This is a genomic window from Streptomyces boetiae, from assembly GCF_031845405.1.
GTDB classification, from domain to species: Bacteria; Actinomycetota; Actinomycetes; order Streptomycetales; family Streptomycetaceae; genus Streptomyces; species Streptomyces boetiae.
The window spans coordinates 120,714-136,430 of the sequence record NZ_JAVREN010000005.1; the positions used below are offsets into that span (position 1 = coordinate 120,714).

At 74.5% G+C, this 15,717-nt stretch carries 10 protein-coding genes; 4 read left to right on the forward strand and 6 right to left on the reverse strand.

Features of this window, described 5'->3' with window-relative positions:
• Positions 1 to 310 precede the first annotated feature (310 nt).
• Entirely contained in the window at positions 311 to 1,825 is a 1,515-nt protein-coding gene (locus RM780_RS05250; RefSeq protein ID WP_311629289.1) for a vanadium-dependent haloperoxidase, read from the forward strand.
• Positions 1,826 to 1,873: 48 nt separating this feature from the next.
• On the opposite strand, the gene RM780_RS05255 is transcribed toward RM780_RS05250, so the two are convergent.
• The 4 genes from RM780_RS05255 to RM780_RS05270 all read right to left on the reverse strand — a co-directional run bounded on the left by RM780_RS05255 (position 1,874) and on the right by RM780_RS05270 (position 10,266).
• Positions 1,874 to 2,851, reverse strand: coding sequence for an acyl-CoA desaturase (locus RM780_RS05255; protein ID WP_311629290.1), 978 nt, complete (start codon positions 2,849 to 2,851; stop codon positions 1,874 to 1,876).
• Between the two features lie 136 nt (positions 2,852 to 2,987).
• Positions 2,988 to 3,971, reverse strand: coding sequence for an alpha/beta hydrolase (locus RM780_RS05260; RefSeq protein WP_311629291.1), 984 nt, complete (start codon positions 3,969 to 3,971; stop codon positions 2,988 to 2,990).
• A gap of 96 nt (positions 3,972 to 4,067) precedes the next feature.
• The gene (locus RM780_RS05265; RefSeq protein ID WP_311629292.1) at positions 4,068 to 8,435 is read right to left on the reverse strand and encodes a beta-ketoacyl synthase N-terminal-like domain-containing protein; all 4,368 of its coding nucleotides are present in this window, start codon (positions 8,433 to 8,435) and stop codon (positions 4,068 to 4,070) included.
• 37 nt (positions 8,436 to 8,472) lie between these two features.
• Positions 8,473 to 10,266 (reverse strand): fatty acyl-AMP ligase, encoded by a 1,794-nt coding sequence (locus RM780_RS05270; RefSeq protein WP_311629293.1) that lies wholly within the window; start codon positions 10,264 to 10,266, stop codon positions 8,473 to 8,475.
• A gap of 259 nt (positions 10,267 to 10,525) precedes the next feature.
• Here RM780_RS05270 and RM780_RS05275 point away from each other — a divergent pair, with 259 nt between their 5' ends.
• Together RM780_RS05275 and RM780_RS05280 are read left to right on the forward strand one after the other, a co-directional pair.
• Positions 10,526 to 11,959: an MFS transporter gene (locus RM780_RS05275; RefSeq protein WP_311629294.1), complete on the forward strand. Its 1,434-nt coding sequence runs from the start codon at positions 10,526 to 10,528 to the stop codon at positions 11,957 to 11,959.
• Between the two features lie 157 nt (positions 11,960 to 12,116).
• Complete coding sequence (locus tag RM780_RS05280) at positions 12,117 to 13,472, forward strand: serine hydrolase domain-containing protein (protein ID WP_311629295.1); 1,356 nt, start codon at positions 12,117 to 12,119, stop codon at positions 13,470 to 13,472.
• A gap of 264 nt (positions 13,473 to 13,736) precedes the next feature.
• Here the strand turns inward: RM780_RS05280 and RM780_RS05285 are convergent, their stop codons facing one another.
• On the reverse strand, positions 13,737 to 14,657 hold the full coding sequence (locus tag RM780_RS05285; protein WP_311629296.1) for a LysR family transcriptional regulator: 921 nt from the start codon (positions 14,655 to 14,657) through the stop codon (positions 13,737 to 13,739).
• 218 nt (positions 14,658 to 14,875) lie between these two features.
• Between RM780_RS05285 and RM780_RS05290 the strand changes: the two genes are divergently transcribed.
• Positions 14,876 to 15,205, forward strand: a complete 330-nt coding sequence (locus RM780_RS05290) for a YybH family protein (protein ID WP_311629374.1) — start codon at positions 14,876 to 14,878, stop codon at positions 15,203 to 15,205.
• Positions 15,206 to 15,250: 45 nt separating this feature from the next.
• Here the strand turns inward: RM780_RS05290 and RM780_RS05295 are convergent, their stop codons facing one another.
• Positions 15,251 to 15,700, reverse strand: coding sequence for a VOC family protein (locus RM780_RS05295; RefSeq protein WP_311629297.1), 450 nt, complete (start codon positions 15,698 to 15,700; stop codon positions 15,251 to 15,253).
• Between the last annotated feature and the right edge of the window lie 17 nt (positions 15,701 to 15,717).

The window sequence follows — 15,717 nt, forward strand, 5'->3', positions numbered from 1 at the left end:
GCCCCGGCTGCGGCTCCCCCGGCCCTGTGGCGGTCCTCTCGGTCATCGGGATCCCTCTCCCGCCTCGGTCGGCTTCCCTCTCCACCTCCGGGTTTCCCGGGGGCGCGGGACGAAACCGGGCGCGTACCCACGGTGATGCCGCCGTGACGTTGCGCGTGCGTGGTCTGTGGTGGTTGAGGGGGAAACGTCATGAGGAATCGGGATTCGGTTCGAGGAAATACCCCCTTCAGGTGGGAACGCGTGGGTGTGTCTTGTGGCGTGGAAAGGGGGCGGCCGACCATGGCGTGACATCGGCGAAGGGGGTTGTCGGGTGGAGACGCGTGGTGGCGGGGTGCGGCGGCGGGGGTTTCTGGGCGGGGTCGCGGGGGTGGCGGGGCTGGGGCTCGCGGGGAGGGCGGGGGCGGCCTCGGCGCGGGCGGCCGTTGATCCGGGGGAGTTCGATTTCGACACGGGGAACGTCATCCGGGACCTGGTGTACCGGGACGACGTCCTCGCGGACCCGCTGGCCTCGATGGACGTCTCGCTGATCATCCGCGTCACGCACCTGACGCAGAACGCGTGGTTCGACGCGCTCGCGCCGTACCACCCCACCGCGGTGGGGATCTACTCGCGGCTGGGCCGCCGGCCCGCCTCCGAGCGGGAGACGAACCGGAACAAGAACATCGCCCTGCTGTACGCGATCCTGCGGGTCTTCGAGAACGTCATCCCTCAACTCGCGGAGGACCGCAGGGAGTTGCTGCGCTCCCTCGGCCTGGACCCGGAGGACCGCAGCGAGGACCGGACCACGCCCGCGGGCATCGGGAACCTCGCCGCCCGGGGCGTGGTCGCCAACCGCGAGCGGGACGGCATGAACCAGCTCGGCGACGAGGGCGGGCGGCGCTACCACCCGCGCCCGTACGACGACTACACGGGCTACGCGCCGGTCAACTCCGCCTACGAGCTGACCGATCCCTCGCACTGGCAGCCCGACCTGACCCCGCACCGCCGCAGGATGGGCGAGGGCATCTCCGACTTCGGGGCCTACATCGTCCAGCAGTTCGTGACCCCGCAGTGGCGCCTCACCCGGCCCTACTCCTTCGAGGACCCCGAGGAGTTCCGTACCGACCCGCCCCGCTCCAGCGACCACCGTAACGCGGCGGCGTACCGCAGGCAGGTGGACGAGATCCTGGCCGCCTCCGCGGCGCTGACCGACGCCCAGAAGATCACGGCCGAGGCCTTCGACAACAAGTTCCTCGGCATCGGCCGCGCCGTCTCCGCCGCGGCAGCGCATCACCGACTCGACCTGGACGGCTGGGTGCACCTGTGCATGACGGCCTCCACCGCGACGTTCGACGCGGGCGTGGTGGTGTGGAACGAGAAGTACCGGCACAACGCCGTGCGCCCCTTCTCCGCCGTCCGCCACGTCTACGGGGACCGCCCGGTACGGGCCTGGGGCGGCCCCGGGCGCGGCACCGTCGACGACCTCCCGGGCCGCGAGTGGCGGGCCTACCTGAACGTCGGGGACCACCCCGAGTACCCCTCGGGGTCCACGACGCTGGCGACAGCGCAGGCGCAGGCCTCCCGGCGCTTCCTGGACTCGGAGGAGCTGGGCTGGGTGCTGCGCGTGGAGCGGGGCTCCTCGCTGGTGGAGCCGGGGCGGACCCCGGCCACCGACCTGGAGCTGCGCTGGGACACCTGGAACGCCTACGTCGAGGACTGCGGGCTGAGCCGGACGTGGGGCGGGGTGCACTTCCTCTCGGCGGTGGAGGCCAGTTGGGCGCTGGGGCCGCGGATCGGGGACCGGGCCTACGAGTTCGTGCAGGCGCACATCAGGGGCGAGGCCTAGCGGGAAGCACGGCACGGGCCCGGCCCCGGCGGTCCGCGTTGACACGCCTCAATCCTTGCCGGCAGCGTCCTTCTGCACCGAGCGCGAGGCGATGCGCCGCGCGTCGGGCCAGCGCGCGTCCCGCGCCCAGGAGAGCTTCTCGAAGATCCGGATCAGTCGCGCGCTGGTGTCGATCTGGCCGCGCAGCACGCCGTGCCGCGCCGAGGTCGGGTCGGCGTGGTGCAGGTTGTGCCACGCCTCGCCACCGGAGAGCGGGGCCAGCCACCACACGTTGCCCGACTTGTCGTGGGACTTGAACGGCCGGGCCCCGGCCATGTGGCAGATCGAGTTGATCGACCAGGTGACGTGGTGCAGCAGGCCGATGCGCACCAGGCCGGCCCAGAAGAACGCCGACCAGGCCGCCGAGCCGTCCCAGGTCCCCTCGCCCCACAGGCCGCCGGCCACGGCGGGCGCGACGAAGGAGGTCAGGGCGATCAGCGGCTGCCACTGGCGGATGCGGATCATGTCCCGGTCGGCGAGCAGGTCGGGGACGTAACGCCGCTCGTTCGTCTTCTCGTTGTTGAACGTCCAGCCGATGTGCGCCCACACCATGCCCTTGGTCAGCGCCCAGGCCGAGGTGCCGAAACGCCAGGGCGAGTGCGGGTCGCCCGGCTGGTCCGCGAACTGGTGGTGGCGGCGGTGGTCGGCCACCCACGTGATCGGGTCGCCCTGGATGGCCATCGAGCCGGCCACGGCCAGGGTGATCTTCAACGGGCGCGCGGCCTTGAAGGACTTGTGGGTGAACAGCCGGTGGTAGCCGATCGTGATGCCGTGCAGGGTGATCACGTACATCACCGCGCCGATCACCACCTCGTGCCAGCCGATCCCCCACCCCCACAGCACGAAGACCGAGGCGATCACCGCGAGGAAGGGGACGCCGACGAACACGCCGACCAGGATGCGGTCGGACGTGCCCATCCTGGCGCCCCAGGGCGCTCCGGCACCCGTGGCGCCGCCAGGGACGGCCGCGGCGGTGGGCTGGGACATGGTGGTCCTCCAAGGGGGGTTCGAGGGGAGGGGGAGGGCCGGTGGGTGGTGTCGGACTGTCGGACGGGGACGGTGGGCGCCGCGCGGGCCGCAGGGACGCAGGCGGACCGGCCGCGCGCGGCGCGGGTGGCGGGACCTACTCGGGCAGCCCCAGGGCCTCGGCGAACATCGGCCAGGACTCCTGGAACTCGGCCTCCCAGTCGGACCACAGGTGGGCGCCGCCCCAGACCAGGTTGGTCTCGACGGAGACGCCCTGTATGCGCAGCCCGAGCGTGAAGGTCTCGGTGGCGGGGAAGAGGATGGACTCCATCGTCTCCTCCAGCCACATGCCCACGCCGCCGATCAGGCCGGTGCCGGTGGAGACGTACAGCTCCGTGCCGCGCAGGCGCCGGGCGTTGGAGGCGGGGTTGTTGGCGCTCCAGGTGCCCCAGTTGAACAGCCAGCTCCCCCACAGGTCGTTGGCGTTGATGCCCTCGCGGCTGACGATCTGCTCCACGACCATCGGCATGCCGGGGAAGGTCGTGTTGAGGATGCCGCTGTAGGAGGCCGCGGCGCCGAACGTGCCGGGCCGGTGCATGGCCAGGGCCATGGCGCTGTAGCCGCCGGTGGAGATGCCGGCCACGGCGCGGGTGGAGTTGGCGTGGTAGTTCCGCTGGAGGAGCTGCATCAGCTCGTCGGTCTGGAAGCCCACGTAGTCGCCGCCCCGGCGCCAGTCCGCGACGATGCCCGTGCGGCCGGCGTCCGGCATGACCACGATCATCTCGCGCTCGGCGGCGAACTCCTCGATGCCGGTCTCCCGGGTCCACGAGGTGTAGTCGTCGCCGGCGCCGTGGAGCATGTAGAGCACCGGGTAGGTGCGGGTGGTGTTCTGCGACCAGCTCGCCGGGAGCAGAACCCGGGTCGGGACGGTGCCGCCGACGGCCGGGGACTGGATCTGCAGCTCCAGCGTCCGGTCGGCCAGCCAGGTCTCGGAGACCACGCGGGCGCCGTCGTCGGCGGGCTGGGTGGCGGTGACCCGGGTGCCCTCGGTGCCGAAGGCGGTGGGCGCGACGACGAGGCCGGCCACCGCCGCGACGGTCGCGGCACCGATGACCGCGGCACGGGCGGTGCGCGACTTCATGCTGAGTATGGAGCGTCTGTGCTGAGCGGCCATCGGGTCGGGTCCTTCTCGGTGGTGATGTGCGGATCGGGACTGTGGGGGAGGGGGCGGGGCTTCTCAGCCCTCGCCCACGTCGCGGGCGAGGTCGCCGGCCAGCAGGTCGGCCAGGCGGTCGACCACCGGCGGGTCCAGGAGGTTGAGGTGGTGGGCGCCCTCCAGCGGCGCGACCGTGAGGTCCGGGCAGAGCTCGGCCCAGCCCAAATCCTCGTCCGCGCGCTCGTAGCGGGTGTCGCGCACCGTGTGCGGCGCCGGTTCGGTGGCACGGTACAGCAGCGTCCGTCCGGTGAAACGGCCCGGGGTGTGGCGTTCCCCGCTGCGCAGGTCGAGGTAGGAGGTGCGCTGGTGCTCGGCGACGGCGGGCGGCAGCTCCACCGCCTGTTCCAGCGCCTTGACGACCAGCTCGATCTGCTCCTCGTCGTCCATCTCCGCCAGTTGCTCGTACGGCAGCGGCAACGGCCGTCCGTAGGTGCGCTCCACGTAGCCGGCGAAGGCGCTGAAGCGGCGCTCCGCCTCCTGAAGCGGCGTCAGGCGCGGGGCGGGCAGCGGCAGCACGGTGTCGATGAGGACCAACGCCCCTACCGAGCCCGGTCGTTCGGCCTCCATCTGCCGGGCCGCCTCCTGCGCGACCAGCCCGCCGTAGGACCAGCCGCCCAGCACCCAGGGGCCGCCCTCGGGTGCCGTTTCCCGGATCAGCGCGGCGTAGGCGGCGGCCCGTTCGGGAACCTCCCGCAGCTCGGCCCGGCGTTCCAGGCCGAAGACGGGACGGTCCGCGCCCGCGGCCCGCAGCCGCTGGACCAGCGGCCGGTAGACGGCGGTGGTGCCGCCGGCCGGGTGGGCGAGGAAGACCGCCGGCCGGGAGCCGCCGGTCAGCAGGGTGCGGACCGGGCCCGCGCCGTGGCCCTCCAGGGCCGGGCGGACGCGGTCGGCCAGGCTCGCCACGGTGACCGGCTCGCCGGGCGCCGCCGGGCTCAGCTCCCCGGCGGCGACGGGGATGCCGCCGGCTTCGGTCAGCGCGACCGCCAGGCGCGCGGCGAGTTCGTCGCCGGACAGGTCGAGGGGGTCCTCGGCACCGGGGGTCTCGCCGCCGGTGACGGACTGCCAGGCGTGCGCGACCAGCCGCTCGGCGGCGTCCCGGGGCAGGACGCGGTCGGCGGCGGCCTGGCCGGGGCCGGGCTCGGGGCCGTCGAGCAACTCGGCGACCCCGGCCAGCGTCCCCTGCCGCAGCAGCAGCCGCGGCTCCAGCTTCGTGCCGAACTCGTCCGCGATCGCCGACATGATCCGGGCCGCCATCAGCGAGTCCAGGCCGAGGTCGGTCAGCGGAACGTCCATGGCGATCGAGTCGGGCGCGTAGCCCATGATCTCCGCCACCCGGGCGCGCAGGCGCTCCGCGGTGGTCATCCCGGCCCGCGCCGCGGCCGGCGGCGCCGGACCCGCGGCCTCGGCCGAGCCGGGCGCGTCCCCGGCCCAGAACCTGCGGTGCCGCCACCGCGGCGAGGGCACGTCCGCGACCCGCGCCCCCGGGTGCAGGGCGCGCGGCGGCAGGCTCGCGCCGTGCACGGCGAGCGTGGCCAGGCCGGAGCGGAAGGCGACCGCGTCGTCCGCGCCGCGCCGCAGCGTGGGCAGCACCAGCGCGCCCTCGGCGCCCGCCGCCCGCAGCGTCTCCGTCAGCGGGTGGAGCTGCGTGGGGTGCGGGGAGACCTCGACGAACACCCGGTGCCCGTCTGCCGCCGCGGCCGTGACGGCCTGGGTGAAACGCACGGGGCGGCGCAGGTTGGCCGACCAGTAGGCGGTGTCGAAGGCCGGCACCGCCCGCGGGTCCTCCAGCACCGTGGAGTAGAAGCGGCAGGAGGGCGCCGTGGACGCGATCTCGCCCAGCCGCTCGGCGAACGGCCCCAGCAGCGGCTCCACCTGGGGAGAGTGCCCGGCGCCGCGGGCCGAGGCCAGGGGCCTGGCCAGGCCGCCGAAGGCGCTGACCCGCGCGACCAGCCGCTCGATGTCCTCCGCGCTGCCGGTCACCACGCACTGCTCGGGCGAGGAGTGCACGGCCACCTGCACGCTCGTCGGCTCGGGGGCCATGCCGCGCACGCCCTCCTCCGACAGCCCGATGACGGCCATCGCCCCGCCGCTGAGGCCGTCCAGCAGCCGGGAGCGGGTGGCGATGACGCGGGTGCCGGTCTCGGCGTCCAGCGCCCCGGCGACGACGGCCGCGGCCACCTCGCCCATGGAGTGGCCGACCACGGCGCTGGGCGCCAGGCCGTAGGAGCGCCACAGGTCCGCCAGCGCCACCTGCATGCCGAAGATCACCGGCATCACGACGGAGGGGACCTCGAACTCGGCCTCCGGCCGCAGGTGTTCGGTCAACGACAGGCCCGCGTGGCGCTGGAGCAGCGGCTCCAGGCGTTCCACCGCCTCGGCGAAGGCGGGCTCGGCCGCCAGCAGCCGCTGCCCCATGCCCGGCCACTGCGAGCCGTAGCCGGAGAAGACCCACACCGTGCCCCGGGCGGCGGCCGAACCGGCGCCGGGGCGGCCGGTGACCAGCGCGGGGTGCGGCTCGCCCGCCGCCAGCGCGGCCAGCGCCTCGGCCAGTTCGGGCGTGGAGCGGGCGACGGCCGCGGCGGCGTGCCGGCCGCGGCCCGCGCGCCCGGTGACGGTCCTGGCCAGGTCCGCGACCGGGCGCCGCCGCCCGCCGGGACCGGCCAGCCAGGCCGACAGCTCGCCCGCGTCCTCGCGCAGCCGCGCCTCGTTCGGGGCGTCGAGCAGCACCACGGCCGGGGCCTCCTCGCCCTGCCGGGCGGCCGTCCGGCCGACGGGGCGCCGCGGCCGGTACTCCTGGAGCACCACGTGTGCGTTGGTCCCGCCGAAGCCGAAGGCCGAGACCCCCGCCGTGGCCGTTCCCGAATACCGGGGCCAGGGCTCGGAGTCGGTGACCACCCGCAGGCCCAGCGCGTCGAAGTCGATGTACGGACTGGGCTCGGAGAAGTGGAGCTGCGGCGGGATCTCGTCGTGGTGCAGCGCCAGCACCGTCTTGATGAACCCGACGATCCCCGCGGCCGACTCCAGGTGCCCGACGTTCGTCTTGGCGCTGCCGATCAGCAGCGGCCGGTCCGGGTCCCGCCAGCGGCCCAGGGCGCCGCCCAGCGCGGCGGCCTCGATCGGGTCGCCCAGCTCGGTGCCGGTGCCGTGCGCCTCGACGTAGTCCACCTCGGCCGGGGTGACCGGGCCCAGGCCCAGGTGGGCCTCCGCCAGCAGCGCGCGCTGCGCCTCCGCGTTGGGGGCCAGCAGGCCGTTGGAGCGGCCGTCGGAGTTGACTGCGGAGGCGCGCACGACGGCCAGCACCCGGTCGCCGTCCCGCTCCGCGTCCGCCAGGCGCTTGAGCACCACGACCGCGCAGCCCTCGCCGCGGACCATGCCGTCGGCCGAGGCGTCGAAGGACTTGCAGCGGCCGTCGGCGGCCAGCGCCCCGGTGCGCTGGAAGCCCAGCGTCAGCGCCGGCGTCAGCAGCAGGTTGACCCCGGCGGCCAGGGCGGCGTCGATCTCGCCGGTGGCCAGGCCGCGTACCGCCTGGTGGATCGCGACCAGCGAGGAGGAGCAGGCCGTGTCGATGGCCAGGCTCGGGCCGCGCAGGTCCAGGGCGTAGCTGAGGCGGTTGGCCGCGATGGACAGGGCCGCGCCCGGCGGGGTCCAGCCGTCCACCCGGTCCAGGTCGGCCGTGGTCAGCTGGGCGTACTCGTTGCCGGAGATGCCGACGTAGACGCCGGTGCGCGAGCCGGCCAGCCGCCCGGCCGGGATCGCCGCGTGGTCCAGGCTCTCGCGCGTGACCTCCAGCAGCATCCGCTGCTGGGGGTCCATGGCGACGGCCTCGCTGGGCGCGATGCCGAAGAACTCCGCGTCGAAGCCCGCGATCTCGTCGATGCCGCCCAGGAACGCCCCGTGCCGGCTGATCCCGGCCACGGTCTCCTCGGCGCCGGGCGGGGTGAACGGCTCCCACCGGCCGTCGGGAACGGTGCCCACCGCGTCGCCCTGGCCGGTCAGCAGCCGCCAGAACGCCTCGGGCGAGCCGACGCCGCCGGGCAGCCGGCAGCCGATGCCGATCACCGCGATCGGCGGCGTGGTCCGGTCGGCCCGGGGCGCGTCCGTCCCCGAGCGCACCGGGGCGAGCACCTCGGCGGGCGCGGCCAGCAGCTCCCGCACCCCGGCCGTCAGCCGGCCCAAAGTCGGGGAGTCCCACAGCAGCGTGGCGGGCAGGCGGGCGCCGACGATCACCGACAGCTCCGCGGCCAGCGCGACCGCGTCCCGGGAGGACAGGCCCAGCTCCGCGAACGGCCGCTCGTCCGTGATCTCCTCGGGCGCGATCCCGTACCACTCCCCGAGCCGCGCGACGACGGCTCGCCGGATCAGCTCGGAAGGGTCGGGCGTGCCACTCACAGCGTCTCCTCGTGCACTCCGGAGGAGCGTGCCCCGCTCACGCGTTGGCCCCTTCCACCCCCGCGAACGCGCCGGCCAGGTACTGGGCGCGGCAGGCGCTGCGCGAGACCTTGCCGCTGGAGGTGCGCGGCACGGCGCCGGGCTCCACCAGCAGCAGGCGGGCCAGCCGCACGCCGTGCCCGACGGACACCTGGGCCCGGGCGGTCTCGGTGGCGGCGGCGCGCAGCTCGGGGGTCGGGTCCACCTCGCGGCGGTGCTCGGCCACGACCACGACCCGGCCGTCCCCGGCGTCGAAGGCCGCCAGCCGGTCCCGGCGCACGGCGGCCACCGCGGCCTGCACGGTCTCCTCGACGTCCTGGGGGTAGTGGTTGCGCCCGTCGACGATGATCAGGTCCTTCAGCCGGCCGGTGACCAGCAGCTGCCCCTCGTGCAGGGCGCCCAGGTCGCCGGTGCGCAGCCAGGCCCCGGAGCCGCCGGCCAGCGGGCTGCCGAAGGTCTCGGCGGACTGCTCGGGGCGTTTCCAGTAGCCCAGGCCGATGTTCGGGCCGCGCAGCCGGATCTCGCCCACGCTGCCCTCGGGGAGGGCGGCGCCGGTGTCCGGGTCCGCGATCGCGATCTCCTGTCCGGCGGGCACGCCGCAGGCGACCAGCTCGGTGGCGGCCTCGGGGTCGTCCGCGGGCGGGGGCACGATCCGGCCGTGGGTGAGGGCGTCGCGGTCGCAGGTCACCGCGTGCGGCAGCTCGGTCAGCGGGTCGGCGGAGACGAAGACGGTGGCCTCGGCCAGCCCGTAGGAGGGGCAGTGCGCCTCGGGCGGCAGGCCGGTGTCCCCGAACGCCGCCAGGAAGCGGTCGATGGTGCCGGTGCGGACCGGCTCCGAGCCGTTGATCAGCGTGCGGACCCGGTCCAGGCGCAGGTCGGCGGCCTCCTCGGCGGAGACGCGGGAGGCGGCGTAGTCGAAGGCGAAGTTCGGCGCGGCGCTGACCGTTCCGCGGTAGCCGCCCAGCAGCTTCAGCCAGCGCACCGGGCGCTCCAGGAAGGCCACGGGGTCCATCAGCACCGAGGGGAAGCCGCAGGAGACGGGCGCGGCCACGGAAAGGACCAGGCCCATGTCGTGGAACAGCGGCAGCCAGCCCACGCAGGTGGTGCGGTCCGCGTCGGCGTCGAAGGCCGCGATGGCCTGCTCGGCGTTGGCCGCGACGTTGCCGTGGCTGATCATCACGCCGGCCGGGAGGCGGGTGGAGCCCGAGGTGTACTGGAGGTAGGCGATCTCGTCCGCCTCCGGCGCCGGCTCGTGGGCGGGCAACTCCTCGGGCACGGGGAGCTGGTCGACGGCCAGCACGGTCACGTCGGCGGCCATGCCGTGCGCGGCGCCGAACTCGCGCACCAGGCCGGCCGTTGCCGTGTCGCTGAGGACGACGGCGGCCTCGCAGTCGTCCAGCACGGCCGCGAGGCGCCCCTCGTGGCCGGGCAGGTCCGGGCTGAACAGCGGCACCGCGATGACCCGGGCGTACAGACAGCCCAGGAAGGCGGTCACGTAGTCCAGGCCCTGCGGCAGCATCAGCGCGGCGCGGTCGCCGGGGCGGGCGGTCTCCCGCAGGCCGGCGGCGACGGCCTGGGCGCGCTGGTACAGCCGCTGCCAGGTCAGGGTGCGGTGCACGCCGGGGGAGTCGGGCCCGGGGTACTCGACGAAGGTGAACGCGCGCTGGTGGCCGCGCGTGCCGGCCCACTCCCGCAGGCTCTCGGTCAGCGGCCGGTAGGCGTTCGCCGTGGTCTCCTCCCGGAAAGTCTCCTGAGCGGTGTGGGTGCTGTGGGTGCTGTTCTTCGCGGGCATGGCGCTCCATGGCAGGGCGATGGGGGGACCTGCCGTCCCTGGTGGGTCGGGCCGGGGCCGACGGTGACGGCATCCGTCCGTGCCTGGAGCCGATCGTGACCCAAAGGGACCGGATCCGGCTCGGTACGTGCGCCGGTTAGAGCGCCGAGTGACAGTTCCCGGGGCCGTGCTTGTCACTTCAGACACAACGTCCGGCCTGGTGGGCTCGGGATAAGGTGCGCTTCAGCACGGTAGGCCGAAGAAGGGGGAGGAGGACCCGGTGGGCAGGGCGCGTCAGATCGCGGTCATGGCGTTGATCGCCCTGACCGGTTTCATCACGACCCTGGACAATACGGTCATCAACGTGGCGCTGCCGTCCGTCCAGCGTGACCTGGGTCTCGACCTCAAGGACCTGGAGTGGGTCGCCACCAGCTACGTCCTGAGCTTCGGCGCGCTGCTGCTGGTCGGCGGCCGGCTCGCCGACCTGCTGGGGCGCCGCCTGGTGCTGGCCGTGGGCATGGTCATCTTCACCGTCACCTCGGTGCTCTGCGGCCTGGCCGACTCCGGCTCCGCCCTGATCGCCGCCCGCGCCGCCCAGGGCGTGGGCGCGGCCATGGTCATCCCGGCCTCGCTGGCCGTGGTCGCCTCCGACCTGCCCGAGCGGCGCCGGGCGTTCGCGGTCGGGGCCTGGACCGCGGCCCTGGCCATCGCCCTGGCCCTGGGCCCGATGACCGGCGGCATCATCACCGACCACTGGGGCTGGAGCTGGATCTTCTACCTCAACATCCCCTTCGGCGCCGCCGCGCTGATCCTCACCCTGGCCGTTCCCCCGGCCCCGCCCCGGGCCGCGAACGACCGGCTGCTGCCCGCCCTGGACATACCCGGGGCCCTGCTCTCGACCCTGGCGCTGTACCTGCTCACGTACGGCCTGGTCGAGGGCGGGGCCGAGGGCTTCGGCACCTCGCCCGTGCCGCAGTACCTCATCGGGGCCGCCGTGGTGGCCCTGCTGTGCTACGTCGTGGAGTCCCGCACCTTCCTGCCGCTGATGGACCCCGGCCTCTTCCGCAACCGGGCCCTCTCCGGCGGCACCGCCGCCCAGGTGCTGTGGGGCATCGGTGTCAACGGCGTCTTCTTCTTCACCGCGCTCTACCTCCAGCAGGTCCTCGGCTTCTCGCCGACCAAGGCCGGGCTGACGTTCCTTCCCCTGGCGCTGTCCCTGCTGCTGACCACCCCCTTCGCCGAGCGCCTCTCCAAGCTCCTGGGCGGCCACCGGGTCATCTCCGGCGGCCTGGTGATGGTGGCCCTGGGGCTGCTGTGGGTCTCCCGGGCCGGCGCGGACGCCACGTACTGGAGTCTCCAGCCGGGCCTGCTGCTGATCGGCGTCGGCTCCGCGCTGACCACGCCCCTGACCATCCGCTCCCTGGACGGCGTCCCCGCCACCCGCACCGGCATGGCCTCCGGCGTGGTCAGCGCGGCCCGCGAGGTCTCCGGCGTCTTCGGCGTCGTCCTGGTCGGCGTCATCCTCACCCGCCGCGAACGCGCCGCCCTGGAGGACGGCGCCGACCCCCTCACCGCGTTTCTGCGCGGCTACGACACCGGCCTCCAGCTCGCCGCCCTCTGCGTCCTCCTCGGCGCCCTCATCACAGCCCTCGCCCTCCGCCGCCCGGGCCGCCACCGCGCCCCGCGGGGACCGCAGGGGGTATGGCGGGTGTGAGCGCCCGCCGCCCCGCGCGGTGAGCGGAACCGGGCGTTCGGTGCTCACCCGGTGACAGTCCGCTCCCCTCCCCGCCGAGGCGGCCTGGCGGAACCTGTGTGCCTCGTGTGACCATCCGGCCGCGAAGAGCCGGAAACGAGCGCAAGGGGTGGGGAACGTGTCGGAACGACGCATCGGCAGACGCCGGTTCGGCAAGCTCGCGGCGGCGGCCGGAGCAGGCCTGGCCGCGCCGGGCCTCCTGGCGGGCCGGGCGCGGGCGGCGGGGTATGAGGTGGAGGCGACGGGGGAGCCCTTCCCGCTCATCGGCGGGCTCGACCAGGCCATGAAGGACTACATGAGCGCCCGCAGCATCCCCAACGGCGCGCTCGCCGTGGTCTACCAGGGCCGGCTGGTCGTTGCCCGCGGGTACACGCTGATCGACGGCAGCAATCGTCCGCTCATCGAGCCGACGGCGCTCTTCCGTCTCGGGAGCCTGAGCAAGGCGATCACGGCGACGGCGACGATCGCGGCCTCGGAGGACGACCTGCTGGGCGCCTTCGACCCGCTGCGCGACCACGTCGACCTGACGCCGCTTCCCGGGGACCAGGCCGACCCGCTGCTGAACGACATCACCCTGTGGCACCTGCTCCACCACGAGGGCGGCTGGACACATGTCAGCGACCCTCGTGAGGTGAACGCAGACCGGAAGCTGTACCTCGAACCCCTCCTGCTGGACCGGGAGATCCGCGATGCGCACAGCCCGGCGCTCTCGCTCCCGATCAGCCAGGAGGACGTGGTGCGTTTCGTCTCCGGAAGGCAGCGGCTCGCCTTCGCCCCCGGCGCCGACTTCGTCTACTGCAACTACGGCTACCTGCTGCTGGGGATGGCCCTGGACGCGGTGACGCCCGACGGCTATGCCCAATGGGTGCGCGACCGCGTCTTCGCGCCCCTCGGGCTGGACCGCCCGCTGGAGGGCCAGTCCGTGCGGGACCCCCAGCGGCCCGGCGAGGTGGAGTACTTCTCCCAGCACACGGCGCTCTCCGCCGTCTCGGACTCCACGGTCGAGGTGCCCACCCCCTACGGGCAGATCAACCGGGAGAACTGGCTCAGCTCCGGCAGCTGGGTGATGTCGGCCATCGACTACGCCCGTTTCCTGTCGGTCTACGAGGACGGGGGCGGCGTGCTGTCCGGCAGCGGGCTGAACTTCCTGCGGGGCCCGGGGCACTCGGGCACGTACGAGAGCGACCGGTACTACGGGTGCGGCATGTACTTCGACCCGCAGCCGGGCGGTGGGTACGACTGGTGGCACACCGGCTCCTCCGCGGGCACCACCACCCGTTTCTTCCGGTCCCACGCCGGCTACACCTGGGTGGCGCTGTTCAACCAGTCCGACGACCCGTCGGGCCTGCCGTACACCGGCGTCTTCCCGATGGCCCTCAACGAGCCCGCGGACCTCCTGACCCAGTACGGCGGCTGGCCCTCCCGCGACCTGTTCGAGGAGTACTTCCCCCCTGAGCCCCCCGAGGGCCGGTGACGCTCACCCGCTGACAAGCCCCACGCGCCGCGCGGCCACCTCTGGCGGACCCGCGCGGCGCGTGTGATCCTCCGGGCCGTCCCGCCTCCGCCACCGCTGTACACCGTGCGCGCCGAGCGGGGGAGATTGGGCAGTGTGCGCCTTGAGCGGGGCGGGGCGGGCTTTCTAGCGTCCGGGGGTGAGGAACAACGTCTCAGGGAAGGGCGCGCACCGCGATGAATCCGACGCAGCACACGTCCGCACCGGGGTTCGCCGACTCCTGGGTCAGCTGAACGTGCGGCCCGGCGCTCCGGAGGGGTGAGCGCCGGGGTCCGCGCCGAACGTCCGGCGGCAGTGGCGGACGAACGCCCGCACCGCCGGGCCGTGCGCCGGGTGCCACACGAGGGCCAGCAGGGCGGGCGCGCCGGCGTCCTCCACCGGGACGGCGACCAGCCGGTCCGCGTAGGCGGCCGTCATGGAGGCGCTGAGCACCGCGACGCCCAGGCCGCGCGCGGCCAGGTCCGCGAGGGCGTCCGGGGCGCCCGCCTCCAGGGCGATCGACGGCCGCACGCCGCGCTCCTCGCAGGCCCGGTCGAAGACGGCGCGCAGGCCCGTGCCCTGCGGCATGCAGACCACCGGGTGCCCGGCCACGTCCCGCAGCCGGACCCGGCGGCGGGAGGCCAGGGGGTGCCCGGGCGGGACGGCCAGGGCCAGCGGCTCGCTGAGGACGGTCAGCGCCTCCAGGCCCCGGGGCGGGGCCGCCGCCCCGATCAGGGCCACGTCCAGCGCCCCGGCGCGCACCTCCTCGGTCAGCCGGTCCGAGGCCGCCTCCCGCAGCGAGAGCGCCACGCCCGGGTGCTCGCCGTGGAAGGCGGCCAGCGCCTCGAACAGGGGCGTGAGCGTGCAGCCGCTGACCATGCCCACGGCCAGCCGGCCCCGGATCAGGCCGGTGACCTCGCCGACGGCCTGGCCCACTGCCCCGGCGGCGGCCAGCGCCGCCCGGGCGTGCTCCAGGGCCGCCTTGCCCGCCACGGTCAGCGTCGCCGCCCGCGCGGAGCGCTCGAACAGCTCGGCGCCCAGCTCCCGTTCGAGCTGCCGGATCTGGGCGCTGACCCCGGACTGGCTGATGTGGACCCGCGCGGCGGCCCGCGTGAAGCTGCGCTCCTCGGCCACCGCCACGAAGTACTCGAGCTGCCGCAGATCCATAAGCACTGATTCTAGCTGACATGAGCATCATCTGTTGGACTTCTGGCCGCGCACGCCGCCAGACTCGAAGGAGAAGCACCGACCGCACCGCCGTACCACTGGGAGCAACCGTGTCCGAGCACGCCGCATCCACCCCCTCGCACGCCACCACCCCGAACGCCAACCACGACTCGCGCGACCCCTACGCCGCCTATGAGAAGGCCCGCCGTCCCGAGGACATCACCCGCCTGTTCGTCGAACGCTCCAATGCCGGGGACGCCGCCGGGGTCGCCGCCCTCTACGAGGAGAACGCCGTCGTGGCCTATCCGCCCGGCCGCACCACCGTCGGGCGCGAGGCCATCCGCGCCCTGTGGGAGCGGGTCCTCGCCGCCCGCCCCCGCTTCCGGCCCGAGGAGCCGCTGCCCACGCTGCTCAGCGGCGACCTCGCGCTCACCTCCACGCCGCCCCGGGACGGCGCGGGAGCCCGCGCCCAGGTCGTGCGCCGCCAGCCCGACGGCTCCTGGCTGCGCGCCCTGGACCAGCCGGAGTTCCTCCGGCCCGCCGTCTGAGCCGCCCCCGCCGGACCGCGCCGCGCCACGGCGGTCCCCCGGGGCTCAGACGACGCAGAACTCGTTCCCCTCCGGGTCCTGGAGGACGACCGCGTAGTAGTCCATCTCCGGCTCGTCCATCACCCGCAGGACGCTCGCCCCGGCCCGGACCAGCGCCTCGGCCCTGGCCGTCACCCGCTCGGTGCGGACGGCCAGCGGCACCTGCCGCCCGCCGCCCGCCCGCAGGTCCAGGTGCACGCGGTTCTTCACCGTCTTGGGCTCGGGGACGCGCTGGAACCATATGCGCGGCCCCACCCCCGCGGCGGGAACGATCGACTCGGGCGTCTCGCCCGCGCCGCCCGTCAGCTCGTCCTCGGGAACGCCCATCTCCGCCCAGTAGGCCCGCCAGCTGGCGTGGCCCCCGGGCGGGGGCTCGGGAACGTAGCCCAGCGCCTCGGACCAGAAGGCGACCAGGCGGGGCGGGTCGGCGCAGTCGATGGTGAGCTGAAGTTCCATGCCTCAAGCATCCCAGC